Source organism: Vibrio sp. 2-1-2a, assembly GCF_032648565.1.
GTDB classification, from domain to species: Bacteria; Pseudomonadota; Gammaproteobacteria; order Enterobacterales; family Vibrionaceae; genus Vibrio; species Vibrio diabolicus.
Window position 1 is genome coordinate 214,300 of record NZ_WBOH01000005.1, and the last position, 20,083, is coordinate 234,382.

Sequence of the window (20,083 nt, forward strand, 5' to 3'; positions counted from 1 at the left end):
TGCTCTTTAATTACGATTACGGTGTTTGAAAAAAGTGCCCACAAAAGAGGCGAAGGCTAACCCCAAAAAGAGCCAAAACAAAGGGATAAACCCAAATGACTCTACTAATAAGCCATTTTCATCTACGTAAGAGCCCTGAGCGTGGTACGCAATTAAACATGCCACACCACTCAAAAACAAAACTATGCTCAGTTTATATTTACGAATAAACCCCATCTAAACCTCAAGCAATCAATTGATATGTCTTCGACATATTGCCACCGTATATAGTTCACTCAAAAAACATAGTGTCTCTATGTTTGCTCCAATCTTTATTAGAGGTCTTTTAGTCAGAGACAAGATAAAAACCCAAAAATAAAGAATAAAAAGTCAAATTTAACTCAAAATATTATATGCGTTCTCAGAACTATCTTGACCTTTTTTCTCACATATACAGTGTAATTGTTATCATTTTGTTTGCTCAATGCTGCCAAAAATCGTTCACATCTCTCCCAAAATAATTAGTGTTCTAAATATTTTTATTACTCTACGCAAAAACAAACCAAACAACAAAAAACTTTTAAAATCAAAACATAAGGTTTAAAAGTCAATTGTAAAACAATAATAGCAACGAGTTAACCTCTTCATCTCTTTCGCTTTTTTAATTGAACGTCTAATCAAGTTAACGCACAATGCCATCGACAACTCACATAATAAATCATGAAAAAAAGGAAGTGTCTTCATGCATAATTTTTCAAAAAGTGCAGTGGCAACTTTAATCTCTGGCCTTTTGCTTGGAACTTCAGCGCATGCGGGAGTGAGTATCACACAAGGAAAGACCACGATCCCCGATGGCGAAGCAACACACGCTCAAGACATTACCGTTCAAAACGAACATGTCGCCTTCGCTCTCGCTGTTGAATCAGCACCACCATGGGGCGTACCGCGAGGAACATTGGTCGATTTGGCAGCAGTAAAGGATGGTAAAGTAGATCTTGACCGAGTTGCCTTTGCTGACTTCATTCCTAACAGCTGGTCCGCATGGCCGAATGATCGCAAATCCATTGAGATTATCGAAGACAGCGACAATAAAGCGGTCATTAAAGTGAGCCGCAACTTCGATAACGTTGATATCACAACGTGGTATACACTCGCTTCTGGATCTGACTCAATTGCGCTTAAAACGGTCATGACCAACCAAGGTAAAAAAGATCTCACGTTAGAATCAGGGCACACCATTTGGCCAGACACTGGCTACCAATTTGCCGTGCCGGGGTTGGAAGGGAAAGAAGAATCCATGGCCGACAATGCCCTTGCCGATCGCATGGTCGCTTATGATCGAGACTGGGCCTTTGCACTTCATGCTCCTTATTTTGATCGCGTCAAATACAATGGTCGTGACATGTACCTGGGGCATACCTTGAAAGCAGGTGAAAGCCGCACTTTCCAATCCCGACTACAAGTGGTTCCGAATGGAGACATGGCTCCCATTGTTAAGGCAGAAGCTGACAGACTAGGACAAGCGACAGGCACCATCAACGGCCAATTACGCGCGGATAATGGTCGTATTCCTGAAGATGCCATCGTGATGATCGAAAAAGAAGGACAACCCTATGCCTGGACATTGGCCAAAGATGGCCAGTACAGCATGGCGCTGCCTGAGGGTGAGTACCAAATCTACGGCACAGCGACTGGTCACGCAAACAGCAAGCTGCAATCGATTAAAGTGGCGAGAAATAACGAGCAAACACTCGATTTTACGTCTCTAAAACGCCCTGCAACTCTCTCACTTCAAGTTGAAGAGGCAACATCAGGTCTGGCCAAAGATGCGAGAATCACCATCCTTGAAGGTCAAGCGCCACCGGTTGAATTTTTAGGTAAACGCACCTTCTTTACCGATCTGCTGCCTGCAGGTCATGCGGAGCTAAAACTGGCACCCGGTCAATACAAATTAGGTATCAACTCTGGTGGAGGCTTTACAGCTAAAACCCAAACATTAGACGTAACCCTAACGTCAGGTAAAACGACGAAGCAACGAGTAGAAGTGCCTCAAGTCACGTTTCCTAACCGTCAGCATTGGTATGGCGCAGATTTACACCATCATGGCAACGTGTTGGAAGGCGTTACCCCGCCAGAAATTGTTGTGCGTGCTCAATTGGCAACGGATCTTGACCTGACTTTCATTAGCGATCATGACTCAACCATTAACCACCAAACGTTTGCAGAACTATCTGCGAAACGTGGCGTGCCTTTTATTCCGTCAATCGAAGTTTCGCCATCATGGGGACATATGAATCCATTTCCTATCGATAATGGCGCCGAGCTAACGGTCGATCCTGGCACTGCTGACGTTCACACGTTACTTGACGCCGTACATGAGATGGGGGCTGAAGTCGTACCGATGAACCATCCATACAACGACTATGGCTACTTTACGAATATCGCTAAAAATGCAGTCCCTGGTGGTAAAACGGATCGCTTCGACCTTATGGAGCTTAATGCGCGCGTAGACAATGAACCAACGCTGAAGAAAGCGCATAAACTCTGGGACCTGGGTGAAGCAATGTACTTTACAGCGGGAACCGACACCCACGATGCGTGGAACCAACTCACGGGGCAGATTCGAATGATGGCAAGAGTCGATGGAGAGCTAACGCCGTCGAAGTTTGCGCAAGCACTTAAAGCCGGCCATGGCTACGCAACACAAGGCCCTATTCTTTATCCGCAAAACATTATGTTTGGTGAAACAGCAACAGCTGGCGATACGTGGGATATCCACGTCGTTGCAGCCGATGGTCTAAAAGAAATTCGATTGATCGGTAAAGGCGGCAAAGTGCTGAATACCCTGACGATTAACCCGAAAGTTGATACTCAACGCATAGAGCTGTCGCTACCTATACCTAGCGACGCAGAGGGATGGATAAGTTTAGAAGTCGAAGATAAAGACGGCAGCACGGCCTGGAGTAACCCTGTTTGGTTGCAGTCATAGTCTTGATGAATGTCCGACTCGATGGTAAACAAACCTGAGTTCGACGATGAAATAAAGGCGGCACAGTGCCGCCTTTTTCTACTCGATGTTTTACTGCTGTGCAACCGTCACGGGTTTGGTCGCACCACGGTAATCAAACTCAAAACCAATACCTTGATCTGTTACATCCATCGTCATACCACCAACAAGCTCGCCTTGTAAGCTTTTCATAACATCATCAGGTAACGGCTCACCAGTCACGGCTGACGCACTTTCCAACACTTCCAAAATGCGTTCTGAATCGAAGTCAAAACTGAACAAGCCATTTGGAGAAAGTGGTTGTGCCATCACTTCTTTGCTCGCGTCTTCGGCATTCTCACCACTGTAGAGCGTAAAATGGTTTTCGTTTAAGCGAGCAAACACATCCATCTTCAAGCCTGTGTGCATTTCTAGCAGGTCACTGACATTAACTGGCTGGTTATCCGGCTGAATTTGTAATTGAGCAAGTTCAGGGACAAACATTTGCGCGGTTTGAATCAGCATCATTGGATCATTGGCAGATAGAGACAACATACCATCTAGCTGGCTAAATACTTCACCGTGCTGAGCATTAGTGTCAACGTGGATATCAAACATTTGCAGGCTTAATCCTTTCAGGCCGTTAACCATGCCGGAGCCCATGCTCACAGCTGCGGCTGGGTTTTGGCCACCCATCTCTTGCTGCATTTGTGTCAATAAAGAACATTGGTACTGAGGCTGAGTCAAGTCGCTCCAAATCTGACCAATCGATGGCGCTAGCGTATTAATGTCTAAACCAAGCGCCATGCTAAAGAAGCTCTTATCATTGTTCGATTCTGCCAAAACGCCACGAATCGACTTAAGCGCATCTAGAATCACTTTATTTTTCGATTCAACAACAAAAGCACCTTTAATGAATGCCTGCTCGCCTTTCAGCTTGTATTCCGCAAATGCGACGGATTGAGGCCAGTTTTCTGCAACTTGAGTAAGTTCAGTATGACAAGCTGGTGAGCGCATCTCCTGAATAGTCGGCTCAGGATCAATGGCATCCAGCATGCTGACTTGACGCGCAAAGATATTGCCATCTTTCGTCGTCAAACCTTTAACCAATTCACGGTGATCAAAGTAACCGAAAGAGTTATTGTTTTCGCCGTATTTAGCCTGCAACGCCGCTAGGCGTCCACTCTCCGCAATGCTTTGACTTGGCGACTCAAGTCCCAATGCCATTTTAAGCGGGTTTTGAACACCCAATTGCGGAACATCAACCGTTAACGTAAGTACGTTGTCAACCACGGCAACAACCAAGCCAATGCCATCTTGAGGGTCAACCGAATCTGTCATCTCGTAACGACGAAACTCAACTTCACCGAGTTTAACCAGCTCGTGCTTAGCACCGCTCATCTGCTCTTCGTGATCCAATGTTTTCCATAACGCGGCAGGGTCTTCAATCTTCAATTTGTACACTGGTACCATACCGATTGTGTACAACACAGGATTAATGTTTTCTCCGGTACCTAAGTAGGCTTTTAACGTTTCTGGCGATGCTGCGCTCTCCAGATATCCATCAAACAAGTTAACGGCAAACTGTTGCTGTGGAGAAAGTGGTTCATCGGCAAAAAGTTCAGCAATCGAGCCTTGGTTAGCCGTGCCAAATGCATTCATGTATTTATAATGATTAAAAGGTTCCGTCTGATACGTCACCATGAGCGAATCCGCAGGAACTTGCGAAAGTAGTGATACTGAATCACTCGGGGTAGTATTGTTTTGGTACAGGTAGCCAGCGCCCCCTGCAGCTGCGACCACTGCTGTAGCCAATAGTAGTTTTTTCACGACCAACTCCGTTGTCATAGTTATGTGTTCCTAAGCGAAAGATCACGCTTAGGTTTAAAGCCTTTGAATAGCACTTTTATATCGACCGCTATCATAAACAAGTTATCGATATAATGAATGTCGGTTTGATAAATTATCCAACATTTATAAGGTAAACCGTGAAGTAAGTTGAATTGCGTGAGGATGCTATTGGCAATATTCACAATCTAATTTCTCGGATGACCACCTTACAAATCAAAATCTTCAGTTCAATAAAGCGATTTGGAGTAACTACGACCAAAAGCGCTAGGATATTAAATCTTTATTGAGTCTTTTATCTAATATCTGAAAACGCCTCACGGCCTGACACTTCTTTCCAATTTGCCTCTAGCGGTCCCCGTTCGTTTTCCTTACATTCCCATTAACTCAGTGACGAGACGTATACCAGATACGAGCAGTAGAAGACGATGAAAGACCAGTTGACGATCTCTATATCAACCATCAATGGCTCCAGACATTGGTACTTCAGTAAAAGGATGCAACGCAATCTAAAAACGTTTTTATGCTTTTTTGTCATTGCTCTGGCCGCAACCGCGATCTTAATTCATCACTTGTACACTCGCGTCGATAATGCCGCGTTAAAACAAGCTGAATTGACAGAACATTCGCGCACTATGGGTGAAGAGCTCAGCACACTGAAAGCATTAAAATCCGAGCTGGAAAGTGATCTCTCAGAGCGAGAAGAGCGAGTACAACTTGTTTCGGAGCGTTTGGGAGAGTTAGAGAAAGTCCTTGGAGTTGGAGAACATACTACCACGGATAATTTGGATGCCCGACTTGATGCGGCGGCGATTACGTCGAACGTTCGCATGGTGTTGTTAAACCAAATACCAAGCGGGTCTCCGGTCGGTAAAGCGCGGCTCTCTTCTCGCTTCGGTAAGCGCATTCATCCGGTGACAAAAGTCGCTAAGATGCATCGCGGGCTCGATTTTGCCGTGAATACCGGTACTAAGGTTTATGCCCCAGCAGATGGGGTTGTGGAAGTCACCCGCCGCAGCAATAAAGGCTCTGGTAACTTCCTCAGGCTGCAACATTCTTTCGGTTTTTCGAGTTCTTATTCGCACTTGAAAAAGTTCAAAGTAAAAAGCGGTCAGTTCGTCAAAAAAGGGCAACTGATTGCAATTTCCGGCAACAGTGGGCTCTCTTCTGGCCCTCACCTTCACTACGAGGTGCGTTTTGTTGGGCGAGCACTGAATCCGAAGCCATTTGTCGATTGGAGCCTCAATGATTTCGAAGACATTTTTACTAAGGAGCGAAGAATACGATGGGAATCTTTAATCAAAACCGTGGAACAACGAGTAGCTCAGCAGCTTCAACTCTCATCGCCAAAGGCTGTGCTGTTAGCGGAGAACTCAAAGTAGAAAACGATGTCCAGATTGATGGCATCGTCGATGGTCAAATTAATGTAGAAGGCACTCTCGTCGTTGCAGAAAGCGGCCGAGTAAACGGTGAGATCTACGCTAAACAACTGATCATCAATGGCATGATGGATGGTAACTGTCACGCAGAACACATTCAAGTACTTGCCAAGGGACGTGTAAGTGGGAGGATCTGGAGTAATAACCTCAGCATCGAACCTGGTGGTAAATTCTTTGGTGAGGCGGCCGAATTACCTGAAAAAGAAGTGGTGACACTGAAAGGGAAGACTCAAGAAAACGCCAGCACGAAAGAAAACAATACCAACAATGAAAAGCGACCTGCGCGTAAATCAGCGTAAACTCTTTGGTTAAAGTGCATAAAAAAGACGGCTTTCACGCCGTCTTTTTTATTACTAGAGACACGAGCTTCGTCAGAAACTACAGTGATTATTCGGCCGGGTTTAAAATCATCACCGAGCGCTTTGCTTGCGGACCAAAAGCCGCTTTCGCATGCGCTTTCACTTCGTCTAACGTCACACTCTTAGCCGCTTTCTCAACGTCAAGCAACACATCGACGCCGTAATCATGCACTAAGTAGCGAGTATACGACCATGCGCGCTGAGCAGGGTTATCATCTAATCCTTGCATCGCTACCGCCAATTGCTTCGCTGCCGTATCCACCTCTTTTTGCGTGATGTTCGAAGCCAAGTCATCAAACATTTTGCCTAACTTGCTATCTAAAACTGCCACGTCTTCGGGCTCAACTTGAGATTCCAAGAGCCAATCAGAGATTGGTTCGCGATCTTGCGTCACGGTGTAAATATTTGGGCTGTAATCGAGACTAGACTCTTCTCGCACAATATCCAAGACACGCGCATTACTGATACGTTGCAAAATATCTTCGATAACCGTATCCCTTGCCGTACGTTGGTAATCGTTCGTGTTAGTCAAACGCATTACATACAAGGATGAAGGTTCATGACCATCCGCAACGACTGTTCGCGCCGGCACGTCGGTGTTGAACGCAACATGGTAATCAATCGAACGACTCGGTTGCATCTCGATGGAGGCCACATACTTACGCAAGAGTGGCGTAATTTCTTCCGGCTCGACATTGGCCACAATGACCATCTTAAAACCATCGTTGGTTTTGAAAAGTTGCTCATGCACCGCTAGTATCTGCTCGGAAGTCACTTGTTCAACATCATCACTGGACACTATACGATGACGACTACCCGGCAAATAAGAATTGCCGTTTGCTTTTTGAATCAGTTTTCCCATCGGTGATTCAAAAAAAGCACCGCTCTGCTGCTTAAACTCTTGCTTCGCTGCCGCCATCTGGCGCTCGTCGACTTTAATCTCCGTCGCTAGATTGTATAGTCCATTCAACGCGTAAGTTAAATGCGTTGTTGGCGCGGTAATTTGTGAACCGTGACTGGTCGCATCAAGAATCGCGCTAAGCGCAATGTTATTTTTGCGTAAGTAACTGTCTAACTCTGAACCAGAAAATGCCCCTAACCCACTGCGTATCGCCGTCGTTGCAGCGATTTCATACGCAGCATATAACGCTGGATCAACGGCGGCTTTACCACCTTGGCTCGCATAGTAAATATAAGCTCGACCACCCGCTTTGGCATCTTTTTGGAACCACACTTCGACACCGTTTGATAGCGTATAAACTTGAAAGCCACCCGCTTCCTGACGCATGCTGGTGATGGTACCTTCTTGAGTAGGCTGTAAGAATCCATCCACTTTGTCATACATCTCTAACGGTTTTTCGCCAGTTTGGAGGTAGGCACTGTATAGATCGGTAAATACATCATTGAACTGAGCTGACGTTTCACTTTTCCCCAACCCAATCACAAAGATTGGTTGCTCAGACAACAAGGCATTCAATTGCGTGTTAATGCTCTCTAGATTCTCGTTGTTGATGAATTCAGACAAACTCTGGGCGTAACTCTCTTTTGATTGACTCACACTGCCTTGGTCAATTTGGAAAACGCGCGCTTCTGCATAACTGTTTGGCTTACGTTGGTCCCAGTCTGAATCAATATTTGCGAGCTCACCTTGCCAATTTGACATGATGCTCTCTAACTCAGATTGGGTCGCACCATAATCTCTCAGTGACGCCAACGTGCTGATGAAAGTTTGATGCATTTGTTCACGACGCTCAGGCCCAAACGAAATACCTGCCGACATCATGCGCTGGTAGTTGGAATAGTAAGGCTGGGCATAAGCATACTGAAAAGGTTCAGCGGCATCATTAAGTACACGAATCAGACGTTGTTGAATTAGCTGTGTTGCGACTTCATCACGCCACACTTGATGCTGTTGTTCAATCGTAGTGCTGCCACTTAGACCACGCTCAATCACTAAATGAAGGCTTGGTGATTCCATCGTGTTACTTGGCAAGATTCGGTTTTGGTTATTCACTCGAATATCGCGGCGCTTCTCTATTACGGTATCCGAGGTGCTTTCCCAGTTCGAGAATTTGTTTTTGATAATATTGGACAGTGAATCTACGTCGATATTACCGGTCACAACCAACTCGGCATTTTGTGGTTGGTACCACTTGTCGTAAAACGCTTTTAGCTTGCTTGATGAGGCATTTTGAATCGCTTCGCGAGTACCAATTGGGTCGTGTTCACCATACATAGTGCCTTCAATCGACGCTTGATAAGCATGCATAGAAAAGGACTTATCATCCGGGTTAGCACGTCGCCATTCACCAAGGATCACCCCTTTTTCTTTCTCTACTTGTTCAGGAGCAAACTGAAGTCCGTTTCCGATATCTCTCATCCACTTCAGGGCATCTTCCAGCTTTGTATTATTGGCAAGATCAAGTTGGTAAGAAGTTTGCTGATAAGTGGTAAAGGCGTTGATATCGGCACCAAAGCTACCACCAGATTGCTCGAAAAGTTTAACAACGTCGTTGCCGGTAAAATGCGTGCTGCCATTAAACGCCATGTGCTCAACAAAGTGAGCGTAACCTTTTTGATTGGTTTCTTCTTGGAATGAGCCGACATTCAGAACCAAACGGACCGATACTTCTTGGTCTTTTGTTGGGTAAAGATGGTATTTCATACCGTTCGATAACTGGTCGACATGCCAGTTGGCGTCAGGCTGAATCGGCGTCGATTGTTGTGTCAGAGCACACCCTGACAGTAATAACGCGGGGACTAACAATATACTGCGCATAACTATTGCCCATAACAATGATTAAGCCGAACAATATAATCCTCGTTCTATGACCTTCACATTTTTAATGGATTATTCACTACTCAAATGTGACGTAAATCACCTTTTAATGAAATCAATTATCATTTACAAAAATAGACAAATCCTTACTTTACAAATAGATAAATAACACAGCTTAAAAGCCTTTTTCTTATTTGATGTAAAACTCAAAATCGCGACATGGAGTCAGTATTTATTTTGAGCAATAAAATATAATTATTGAACAGATTCGAATCTGACTTTCTGCTGCATATTCAACGGCTCGGTGAGTCCTGATGAGAATAAAAACACAACAACTATTATTCAAAGATCTATTATTCGCTTTATGTTCAAAAATCTATCATTAAAAAACAAACTGGCGATCTCTGCCAGTGCTGCCATCATTCTCGGGGGAGTGCTGGTAGAAGGGCTGTCTTTTCGAGATTCATTAAACAGACTGGATGTCGAAGTCGCGCAACGACTAGAAAGCACCAGCGCATCTTACAATCAATACGTAAAGGACTGGTTACTCTCAAAAGAGCGAGCACTGACGTCACTCTCTTCCGATTCAGAGAAGCGTTCTCTAGTTACGCACTTGAAACAAGTCCGAGACTCTGGCGCGTTTGATAACGTCTTTCTCGCTTACCCAGACGGCTCACAAGACAACGCCAATGGGGTGGTTTTGCCACCAGGTAATAACGACCCACGCAAATGGGGTTGGTACACCAACGCCATTGCCAATCCATCGAAAGTCTTTATGGATAACCCAACCGTCGCAGCGGCCACGGGGGCCAACGTCGTGTCGCTCGGTAAAGCCCTGCAACTACATGGTCAAACCGTCGTTCTGGGTGCAGATGTCGAGATCGGTGATATCCTAAACAGCCTCAACCAAGTGATCCTGCCGGGTGAAGGCTATATGTTTATTGCCAATGAACAGGGCAATATTTTCACCCATAACGACGGTAAGCTGCTGAATCAACCTGTTAGCAAGCTGGGCCTAAACAATAGCGATATTACCTCTGCCGCACGTTCCGGCACAGAGCGTCGTGTCTCGATTAACAACACCGAATATGTGGTTTACGCGCGCCATATTGAGGGCACCAAACTCACAACGGTCACAGTGTTAGATCAAAACTCGTTGGTTGCCCCTCTCTACGAAGCCGTTTGGGATCAAATCATCGCAACCACTATCGTCGTCGTCATCTGTGTGGCTTTGTTTAACCTGCTATGTAACATCTTGTTCCGTCCGCTCTACAATGTTTCGAATGCGCTCGCGCAAATCGCCAACGGTAGCGGTGACCTAACTCAACGCATCAAAGTAGAAAACCGTGACGAAGTTGGTGAACTGGCTGAAAACTTCAACCAGTTCGTTGAAAGTTTGCAGCAACTTATTGGTCACATTCGTCACCAAGCGGAAGAACTGAGCCAACAATCGGAGCTGAGCACGACTCGCGCGAATCAGTCGGTTTCTGATCTGAACCATCAGCAACAAGAAATTACTATGGTGGCGACCGCTGTGACCGAAATGGCATCGGCAACGCAAGAGATTGCAGCGCATGCAGAGCAGACGGCCAAAGCCGCTCAAGACTCTTCAGCAAGCACACAAAACGGTCATGAGTTGGTGATCAATTCCAAATCGTCCATCAATAATTTGTCTTCTGAAGTCAACCAAGCGAGCGTTGTCATCGGTGAGCTCAACCAGCACGCGCAAGACATCTCAACCGTGCTATCAACGATTCGAGACATCGCGGAGCAAACCAACTTGCTGGCTCTGAATGCGGCGATTGAAGCGGCGCGTGCAGGTGAACAAGGCCGCGGTTTTGCCGTTGTTGCAGACGAGGTTCGCGTGCTATCACAACGCACACACACCTCAACCGAAGAGATTCGCTCGACGATCGAGACTTTGCAACAGACCACACAACGCGCTGTGACCATCATGGATACAAGCTCTCAGCTCGCGCAAGGTTCGGTGGAAGATGCCGATCGCGCAGCACTGGCTCTGGATGAAATCAACGCGGCCGTTGCGTTGATCAGCGATATGGCAACGCAAATCGCGACCGCAGCCGAAGAGCAAACGCACGTAACCAATGAAATCACACAAAACGTCACGTCAATTAAAGATGTGACTGATCACTTGGTGGTTGGTGCCGAAGAATCGATGAATCAATCTGCTGAGCTGAAATCACAAGCCGAGGATCTCAACTCGAAAGTAGCGACGTTTAAACTGGCTTAAACGCCACGCTAGGAACGCACTTAAAAACAACAAACCCCGCTAGCAAATGTATAACTAGCGGGGTTATTTTTATGGCTCAGCGTTTTAATTGCAGATAGCTTTCGAAAGACGTAAGACCTACACCGCCACACACATCGGCGTGCCTGAGATTGGATCGTTAAATACTCTCGCTTGTAAATCAAACACCGATGCCAACATGCCTTCTGTCAGTACCTCTTGCGGCGTACCCTGCGTGACTAACTGACCTTTTTCCAACACCACCAAATGATCGCAGTAACGGCACGCTTGGTTTAGATCGTGCAACACTACGACCACTGTTTTGCCTTTGTCGTTCATCTGCCTCATGAGTTTCATCAGCTCAACTTGGTGAGAGAGATCCAAGTAAGTGGTTGGCTCATCAAGCATCACTACGTCGGTATCTTGCGCCATTACCATCGCAATCCACGCCCTTTGTCTTTGACCACCAGACAACGATTCAACTGGCTTGTCAGCAAACTCTATCACGCCAGTATCTTGCATTGCTTGCTCGACTAAGGCTTTGTCTTGTTGACTTAACCTGCCCCAATGAGAGAGGTAAGGCGAGCGGCCATATTCGACCAGTTTTCTGACGGTAATACCTTCAGGGCTGACAAGAATTTGCGGCAGCAAAGACAACGAACGCGCCAAGCGTTTATCGCCGTAGTTGCTTAGTGGTTTTTCGTCATACAACACTTGGCCGGAAGCTGGCTTGTTAATGCGTACCAAGGTTTTTAATAATGTCGATTTACCGCAACCATTTGGGCCAACTAGTGCGGTAATTTTACCTTGAGGAATCGACAAAGAGAGATCTGGAATGATGGTCTGTTTGCCGTACGCGACGGATAAGTTCTGCGTTCGTAACATGCTTACCAACCTCTATAACGATACAAAAGAAAAATGAAATATGGTGCGCCAATAACAGATGTCAGCACTCCCGCTGGTAGCTCAATTGGCGGCTGTAAGCCTCTCGCTAAACCATCGGCACAAATCACCAACAAAGCGCCAAGGGTTGCCGCGGCAGGAATCAACAACTTGTGGTTGTGGCCAAACAGCAAACGCGCAAGATGCGGCGCAAGAAGGCCAACAAAGCTTATTGTACCTGCCACAGACACGCTGATGCTCGCCAATAGCACGGCAGCAATCAGCGCAAGAATTTGGATCTGTCTTGGTTTCGTGCCAAGCGTAGTGGCGCTTTCTTCTCCCAGTCCCATCACATCTAACCGCCATGCCAGCCAAAACGCCAATGGCAGTAGCAGCAATAGAGCACTCCAAATTAACGGTACTTGTTGCCAGTTTCGTCCCCACAAACTGCCCGTTAGCCAGACCATCGCCGTGTTGATTTCAATAGGGTGCACAATCAGAAGAAAGTCGATACCGCTGGCTAAAAATGCGCTGACAGCAACACCAATCAGCGCCAAACGTGCTGGTGTTGGTTTCGACCAGTAAGCCAGCACAGCAATAAAGCCAGCAGCAAGCAAGCCTCCCGCCATGGCGACCATCGGCAACATTGCCACTGGCGCATTCGGATACAGCACCAAACAAGCGGTAGCCGCCAGTCCTGCTCCGGCGCTTATCCCCATTAAATCTGGTGAGGCAAGTGGATTACGGATGACGCCTTGAACTAAAACGCCTGACAGCCCCAACCCAGCGCCCACGCCAATGGCGAGCAACATTCTCGGCAGTCGATATTGGTGAATCACAAAGTCCGAGCCAGAGAAAGAAAACAGTAATGCAAAAACCTGTTGAGCCGACATGTTCGCCGCGCCAACAAACAGCGTGAGAGAAGCCGCAATCAGCAACAATCCAACTAATGCAAACAGTTTGGTTTGATTCATCATGATGATTTCCTCATTGCAATCGCGATAAAGCAAGGTGTGCCCAACAGCGCGGTAATCACGCCCACTGGCGTTTCAGCCGGAAAGGCAATCGCTCGTGATAAAGCATCTGACCACGTCACCAATGCCGCGCCACACAAGGCGGAAACCGGAATGAGAATGTGATAGTTGTGACCAACAATCGGGCGTACCAAGTGCGGCACTAACAACCCGACAAAGCCAATTGGCCCAGCAATCGCTACGCTAGTTCCTGCCAACAGCACAACCGCTAAACCACTGATAAATCGCGTAAGACGAATGTTACCACCTAGCCCAACAGCAACTTCGTCCCCCAACGCGAGTAAATTTAAGTTTCGCGCTAAGCCCATGGCGAGCACCAAACCTAAAGTCGCAAAAGGCCACAGTTGCTGCCACTGCTCAGAATCTACCGCAGAGAGTGAACCCGTTAACCAATGCAACACGCTGTAAGCCATGTCATCTGCCAAAATTACCGACGCACGAGTTAACCCTATCAGCAGTGCACTGATGGCAATGCCCGCTAGCACTAAACGTAATGGGTGAGAACGCGCGGAGAAAAAACCGCCCAACAACATGACCGCACCACCACTTAGTAGCGCGCCGAGTACTGCGTTGATGATTGGGTTCAATTGACTAAAGAATGGTACGCCGATGGACGCCAAGGCCATAAAACACGCCGCACCGGCATTAATGCCGAGAATGGATGGCGACGCCAAAGGGTTACGAGTTAATCCTTGCATCAGCACTCCGGATACCGCAAGCGAAGCGCCAATTAATAACCCAGCATAGGCACGAGGCGCACGCAGCGTCGCGAGGATTTGATGCAGCATATTGCCCTCATCAAACGCAAACCAATAGCTTGTCAGATCATTAACGCTCAAAGAAAAGTTGGACCAGCCAATCATTGAGGCTGCATAGCCTGAGAGCGTACACAACGCCATAGCACAGACAAACAAGCTCGCTTTCCAATGCGATTTGCTAACCGAAGACGGGCTTTCTGAGATTATCGACGCACTCATGAGCGCCCCAATAACGCTTCAAGGTTGCGGGCAATTTCTTCCGCCGCCAACATGCCGCGATTTAATGACCACAGTTCCGGAGAGACTTCTACCAGTTGCTGCTTTTTCGCCGCAGTTAACAGCTTAAATAATGGATTTTTTCGCCATTCATCCACGATATTTGGTTGAGAGTAAAGTCCAACGAGTAACCAATCAGGGTTGGTTTTTAGTAAAAGTTCGAAGCTGGTTGGGATATACGCATTGCGCTCAGATGGAGCCAGCGGGCTTTGGATGCCTAGAGTGCTCAAAACGCCGCCAGCGTAAGAAACCGGGCTATGCAGCCACATCCCTTTGTCGGAAACCACACCAAACTGAATGGTTTCTTGTGTCGAAAAATGCTGTTTGAACTCTGCCATGTTCTGTTTGTGCTGCTCAATGCGTTGCGTCATTTGCTCTTGCTTGCCAATCGCAACCCCGATTTTCTGTGCAGATTCGAGGTTTTCTTTATACGTCTCACCACGGCTTTTTAACAGCAAAGTTGGCGCAATTCGCTGCAAATCTTGATAAATCGCGCGATGACGTTCTGCATCAGCAATGATCAAATCCGGCTTGAGCACCGCAATCGCCTCTAAACTCGGTTGCGAGCGCATGCCGACCGATTGCCATGGCTCAACCTTGGCACGAACAGCAGGAATGACTCGTGTGGCATCGTTGTCATCGGCGACGCCTACCGGTGAGACATCGACGGCCGCCAGAGCGTCCACAAACGAAAACTCCAAAACCACAATACGTTGAGGTATCGCTTCTAGCTCAAAAGTGCCTTGCTCATCTTGCACGCTACGCACCTGAGCACTTGCGGAAAATGACATAAAAACTGAGCTCAGTAGCATCAGCAAAACGGTTGAAAAGTGTTTGATCGTAAATTGTTTTTTATTTTTCATCTTGCTTTTTTCCAGTGCTAAGAGTTTTCCAGTACCTAAGATCGGCAAAGTCGCCAAGGTAAATTGGCGACTTTTCTTTTCAAACTCGGTGAACGAAACGCTTAAAACTGATAGTTCAGATCCAGTGTGTAAGAGCGTCCCGGAGCTGGGTACCGACCAACTGGGCTTGTATCAATCCCGCGGAAGTAATACTCCTCGTCAAACAAGTTGTTCACCGCAACATTCATGCGTAACTTGCCTTTGTCGTCTTTGTATAAATCCGTCCCCAAGTTGAAATTCCACACCATGTAAGATGGTACTTTACCCGTTGCGCCTGTTGCATCTTCGGCACTGGTGTTGGCGTTATCGGTATACGAGTCACTGAAGTAGAAGCCCGATAGCGTGGTGTCCATGCCGTAAAATGCGTAGGTTGCATCCCAACCAAGCTGATGCTTAGAGGTGTAAGGCAGTTGATTACCTTTATTCGCGCCTTCTTCTTCAAGCGTAGCGTCTAGATAGTTGTAGCTTGCGCCTAAACTCAGTGCAGGTAGTGCTTCAGGTACGTAACGAGCAGAAAGCTCTAAACCTTGGTGAAGTGTTTTTCCGATGTTATCGAAGGTCTGCGTTGAGCTTTGCCATTGCAGTTGGTCTTCAAAATCGATGCGATAAAGTGCAGCGTTAAAACTGGTCGCATCTTGGGTGTAACGCGCGCCAACTTCGTAGTTCCAAGCCAGTTCGCTCCCTTCTTCACCCAAGCCTCGGATGTAGGCAATTTGTGGCGCACGAAGTGATTTTTGCGCGTTCGCATACGTTACCCACTGGTCAGTCACGTTGTATGCCACCGTCAAACCCGGCAGCCATTCGGTCACCTTGTTGTCTGCCGTTTGCTTTTTACCGCGATCGGTAAACGTCATGAGAACCGATTCAACACGCAGCCCTGGCGTTACCTTCAACGTATCATTGAACAAGCCAATCTCGTTACTGACGTAACCAGCAAACGCATCCGTATCTAAATGCCAATCACGCGGCACTTTGGTTGCGCCACCAGCGATTGGAGTCTGAGTGAGTTTGTAGTCAATGTCTTCGTTAACATAACGAGTACCCACGATCCAGTTTTGGGTAACGGATTTGCCTTCACCAAAATACATCGCCATTTTCGGCTCTATGCCGTACACGGTAAATTCACGTGGAGAGGTACGAACGTCCGTCGCAGGCAGAGCCGGATCCGCCCAATGGCCACCCGCACTGTTAAAGCCCCACTTGAAAAGACGCTCTGACTTGTGACCAAACGTTAGCACTTCTAGCTCGGCACTGTCGGCAAATGGCAAATCGTGGATGTACTTAACACTCCAGCGCGTCGACTTACCTTCATAATCATCGTAAGGACGTTTCGATTGATGACGATCTTGCTCGTAATCTTGTGGCGAAAGTGCGCCCGGCATTTGCGTTTCAGCATCGTAACGTTGCAGGAATGCTTGAATCTCTTGAGTATCACTCAGTAGCCATTGTGCTTTAGCTTGAAAGTTCTTCACGTCCGTATCGGAATGTTCACGGAAGCTTTCACCTTTTAGGAAGTTACCTTCCAACTGCAGTGCAAACGTGTCGCTTAACCAGCCGCCCGTGCGCAGGTAAAAATCATTCAGCGGCGCATCACCGCCATCAAACACGGTAAGGCGGTTACTGATTTCAGTTTGCCACGTGTGTGGAATCGGTTTGGTCACTAAGTTGATCACACCACCGACGTTGTTTGGGCCGTACTGTACTGCGGCACCACCGCGTACAATGTCAATACGATCAAGCATCGACAGTGTTGCTGGGAAGATAGACTGACCAGTGTGACCATATGGCGCAAGTGTTAGCGGTACACCATCCATCAAAAACTGAGCATGACCACTACGGCTTGCTTTCAAACCACGTACGGAAATGTTAGGCAATACGCCCGTTCCGCTTTCATCCTGAACTTTAATACCCGGCACGCGCTGCAGCGCGTTATCAATCGAACCTGCGGCGGTTTTCTCAATTTGATCACGGGTAATGACGGTACGAGCACCAGGGTACTCTTTGACGTCTTCAATTTCAGATTTACCAATCACGCTACCAGTGACAACGACAGTTTCCATCGCGGTAGTTTGTTCTTTTTTAGCAGGAGCGGCAACCGCGCTCATGGATGTGGCAGAAGCGATTGCAATCGCAAGCACACTGTAAGTGGTAGACAAACCAGCACGTACACGCACTTTACCATCCAAATTCTGGTAAGACATTAAGATCTCCTTTGCGAGAAATTGAGCCTCGGACAGAATACATCCCGTAGGCTCTCGGGGCTAAACATCCTCAATATGAGGTAAAAATTGGCTAACAGGCGCTAACTACGCACAAAAAGCCTAGAACTGATATCCGTAGCTGAGCATGAACTCGGCCGGTGCGCCGTAGCCAATCTGGTTTAAGCCAGACGTGCCGTTTGTTGCGCCAAGAATGTATTTCTCATCCAAAATGTTGTAAGCGTTCGCTTGGATTTTGTGACGACCAGTGGTGTACGCCGCCATCAAATCCACCGTTGTGTAATCGCCAAGTGCGACGGCTTCGTCGTTACCTGCGTAACGGTCGCCCACGTACTTCACACCACCGCCTAAACGCCAGTTGTCATCCAATTGGTAAGTGCTCCAAAGAGAGAACAAGTGGTCTGATACATCGTTAGGCTTTTTGCCTGTGGCTTTGTCTTCCGCATCCAAATAGCTGTAACCCACAGAGATGTCCCACTGTTTGGTGATTTGGCCGCGAGCCTCTAATTCAATGCCTTGGTGACGCACTTCAATTTTATCGATCACATCGCCGTCCACGTTAGTTTGTGGTTGCTCTTGATCAATCTGGAACAGTGCCGCATTCAACATTAATGCGTTATCCAAGAGGTACGCTTTCGCACCCACCTCTTTTAAGTCGGTGTGGAAGAATTCCGCCAATTTTGGATTGATGTAGATACCAGCGTACGGTAACTGCCAAGAGCGCGCTAAACTGGCGTATACGGATGTGTCGGAATTGATGCGGTATACCAAACCAGCACGGTAGCTGACTTTGTCATCATCCAATTTTTCCTTATCTGAGCCCGCTTTTTGTTGTTCGAGCTCCATCGAGTCGTAACGCACGTTACCGATCAAAGAAAGGTCGCCCCACGTATAGACGTCTTGCACATACAAACCTGTCGTGGTGGTGGTATTGTCACGAAATGGCTTAAAGCCCGGATCGGGTGTTGGGCCCACAACTGGGTTGTAGATATTTTGCGGGGGAAGCGTTTTGTCACTTGCCAACGTCAGGTCAATATCAATTTGGTTGAAATCCGCGCCCAACATCAATTGGTTGTCGTTGGTTTCCCAAATCAGCTCAGATTGTAAAGTGGTCGTAGTACGTGGATCGTAACCAAAGTTGTTAACGGTTTGAGACACTTCATTACCCGTCACTTTGCCCTGACGCGTGCCTTTTTGCTCAAGTTCGATATGGTTGAACGCCGCTCGGTTGTTCCATACCCATTGATCAGTCAGACGCCATTCGTAATCCACCGCAATACGGAGACTGTCTGACTCCTGATAGTCGTTTGTGCCGCCAAAGTAAGTGCTTACTGGCAAATCAACTGGCTTGCCATTTTTTGATGGCACACCACGATATGGCACTAGTTCTTGATGGGCGTATTCCACGTCAATATCAATGGTGTGACCATCCGCTGGTAGCACACGAATGGTCGGTGCAATGAAGAAATCGTTTGAATCAACATGATCAACGTACGAGTCGGCTTGACGGTACTCCAAGTTAATCCGCCCGTTGACCTTATCTGAAAACGCCATTGAGCTGTCGACCTGACCGACATACTGGTTGTTGCTACCTACACTGCCGTTTACGTGAGTAAAATTCTCACCGTTAGCGCGTTTCGTCACCAAGTTGATGATGCCCCCAGCCGAACCACGGCCATACAAAGCACCCGCAGGACCTTTCACAATTTCAACGCGTTCAACATTCGCTAAGCTGCGGTAAGACTGCAACGTACCGTCATCTCGCAAGCCATCACGGTACATATCGTTGAGTGAATCAAAACCGCGAATCATGAACTGGTCACGGCTGCCTTCGCCCAAGGTGTTATTGACCCCGGCTACCCCATCTAGCGCATCCACTAAACGCACCGCGCCTCGGTCTTGCATTTCTGTTTTCGTTACTACGGATACCGCTTGTGGCACATCAAGCCATTCCACATCGGTTTTGGTGCCTGATTGAGGCATGTGTTCAGCATAACCTTCGTACTGATGCCCGAAGACTTGAATCGTTTCAGTTGCTGATGAGGTTGAGTTCGTCTCTTCTGAAGCCACTGCGCTTGGTGCTACTAGTGAAGAACCAATCGCGACCGCCAAGGGGGTCAGGGTCAATAATTTATTCATTCCATAATTCCGTTTAGTTGTTATAAAGCCAACGGATGGAAATAAGAACAAATATTATTTCTATTTGCAATATTAATTTTATGCTCTATATTTATTTACCCTAAAAACACAACTAACAACAAAAAAAACCAAACATAATAACAATAAACACTAAAACTTCTGCCCTCCGTCTCGCGAGAGGCACATTGGAAGACGACCGTGAGCGACTTTATCAACGTTAGAAGAAAATGTTAGA

13 protein-coding genes are annotated in these 20,083 nt (G+C 47.1%); 4 read left to right on the forward strand and 9 right to left on the reverse strand.

Annotation, left to right across the window (positions count from 1 at the left end; genetic code table 11):
- Positions 1-6: 6 nt before the first annotated feature.
- The gene (locus tag F7Y48_RS15365; protein ID WP_006740828.1) at positions 7-216 is read right to left on the reverse strand and encodes a DUF3955 domain-containing protein; all 210 of its coding nucleotides are present in this window, start codon (positions 214-216) and stop codon (positions 7-9) included.
- A 505-nt stretch (positions 217-721) separates the two neighbouring features.
- On the opposite strand from F7Y48_RS15365, the gene F7Y48_RS15370 reads away from it, so the two are divergent.
- Entirely contained in the window at positions 722-2,968 is a 2,247-nt protein-coding gene (locus F7Y48_RS15370) for a CehA/McbA family metallohydrolase (RefSeq protein ID WP_316684994.1), read from the forward strand.
- 90 nt (positions 2,969-3,058) lie between these two features.
- Here F7Y48_RS15370 and F7Y48_RS15375 read toward each other — a convergent pair whose 3' ends face one another.
- Positions 3,059-4,813 carry a hypothetical protein gene (locus F7Y48_RS15375; RefSeq protein WP_316684995.1) on the reverse strand — a complete coding sequence of 585 codons (1,755 nt, stop codon included), beginning with the start codon at positions 4,811-4,813 and terminating at the stop codon, positions 3,059-3,061.
- A 428-nt stretch (positions 4,814-5,241) separates the two neighbouring features.
- Between F7Y48_RS15375 and F7Y48_RS15380 the strand changes: the two genes are divergently transcribed.
- Positions 5,242-6,195 carry a M23 family metallopeptidase gene (locus F7Y48_RS15380; protein ID WP_005395595.1) on the forward strand — a complete coding sequence of 318 codons (954 nt, stop codon included), beginning with the start codon at positions 5,242-5,244 and terminating at the stop codon, positions 6,193-6,195.
- Positions 6,099-6,551 (forward strand): polymer-forming cytoskeletal protein, encoded by a 453-nt coding sequence (locus F7Y48_RS15385; RefSeq protein ID WP_074190324.1) that lies wholly within the window; start codon positions 6,099-6,101, stop codon positions 6,549-6,551. The genes F7Y48_RS15380 and F7Y48_RS15385 overlap by 97 nt, the downstream gene beginning before the upstream one ends.
- An 88-nt stretch (positions 6,552-6,639) precedes the next feature.
- On the opposite strand, the gene F7Y48_RS15390 is transcribed toward F7Y48_RS15385, so the two are convergent.
- Positions 6,640-9,390: a M16 family metallopeptidase gene (locus F7Y48_RS15390; RefSeq protein WP_258506488.1), complete on the reverse strand. Its 2,751-nt coding sequence runs from the start codon at positions 9,388-9,390 to the stop codon at positions 6,640-6,642.
- Positions 9,391-9,754: 364 nt separating this feature from the next.
- Between F7Y48_RS15390 and F7Y48_RS15395 the strand changes: the two genes are divergently transcribed.
- Entirely contained in the window at positions 9,755-11,641 is a 1,887-nt protein-coding gene (locus tag F7Y48_RS15395; RefSeq protein ID WP_065646140.1) for a methyl-accepting chemotaxis protein, read from the forward strand.
- Positions 11,642-11,758: 117 nt separating this feature from the next.
- Here the strand turns inward: F7Y48_RS15395 and fecE are convergent, their stop codons facing one another.
- The 6 genes from fecE to F7Y48_RS15425 form a co-directional block, all read right to left on the reverse strand.
- Positions 11,759-12,523, reverse strand: coding sequence for a Fe(3+) dicitrate ABC transporter ATP-binding protein FecE (fecE, locus tag F7Y48_RS15400; protein WP_020841541.1), 765 nt, complete (start codon positions 12,521-12,523; stop codon positions 11,759-11,761).
- 2 nt (positions 12,524-12,525) lie between these two features.
- Entirely contained in the window at positions 12,526-13,497 is a 972-nt protein-coding gene (locus F7Y48_RS15405) for a FecCD family ABC transporter permease (protein ID WP_258506489.1), read from the reverse strand.
- Positions 13,494-14,453: a FecCD family ABC transporter permease gene (locus F7Y48_RS15410; RefSeq protein WP_370687806.1), complete on the reverse strand. Its 960-nt coding sequence runs from the start codon at positions 14,451-14,453 to the stop codon at positions 13,494-13,496. The genes F7Y48_RS15405 and F7Y48_RS15410 overlap by 4 nt, the downstream gene beginning before the upstream one ends.
- A 74-nt stretch (positions 14,454-14,527) precedes the next feature.
- Complete coding sequence (locus tag F7Y48_RS15415; protein ID WP_316684996.1) at positions 14,528-15,451, reverse strand: Fe(3+) dicitrate ABC transporter substrate-binding protein FecB; 924 nt, start codon at positions 15,449-15,451, stop codon at positions 14,528-14,530.
- Positions 15,452-15,552: 101 nt separating this feature from the next.
- Complete coding sequence (pvuA, locus tag F7Y48_RS15420; protein ID WP_258506497.1) at positions 15,553-17,691, reverse strand: TonB-dependent siderophore vibrioferrin receptor PvuA; 2,139 nt, start codon at positions 17,689-17,691, stop codon at positions 15,553-15,555.
- 120 nt (positions 17,692-17,811) lie between these two features.
- On the reverse strand, positions 17,812-19,848 hold the full coding sequence (locus F7Y48_RS15425) for a TonB-dependent receptor (protein ID WP_258506499.1): 2,037 nt from the start codon (positions 19,846-19,848) through the stop codon (positions 17,812-17,814).
- Between the last annotated feature and the right edge of the window lie 235 nt (positions 19,849-20,083).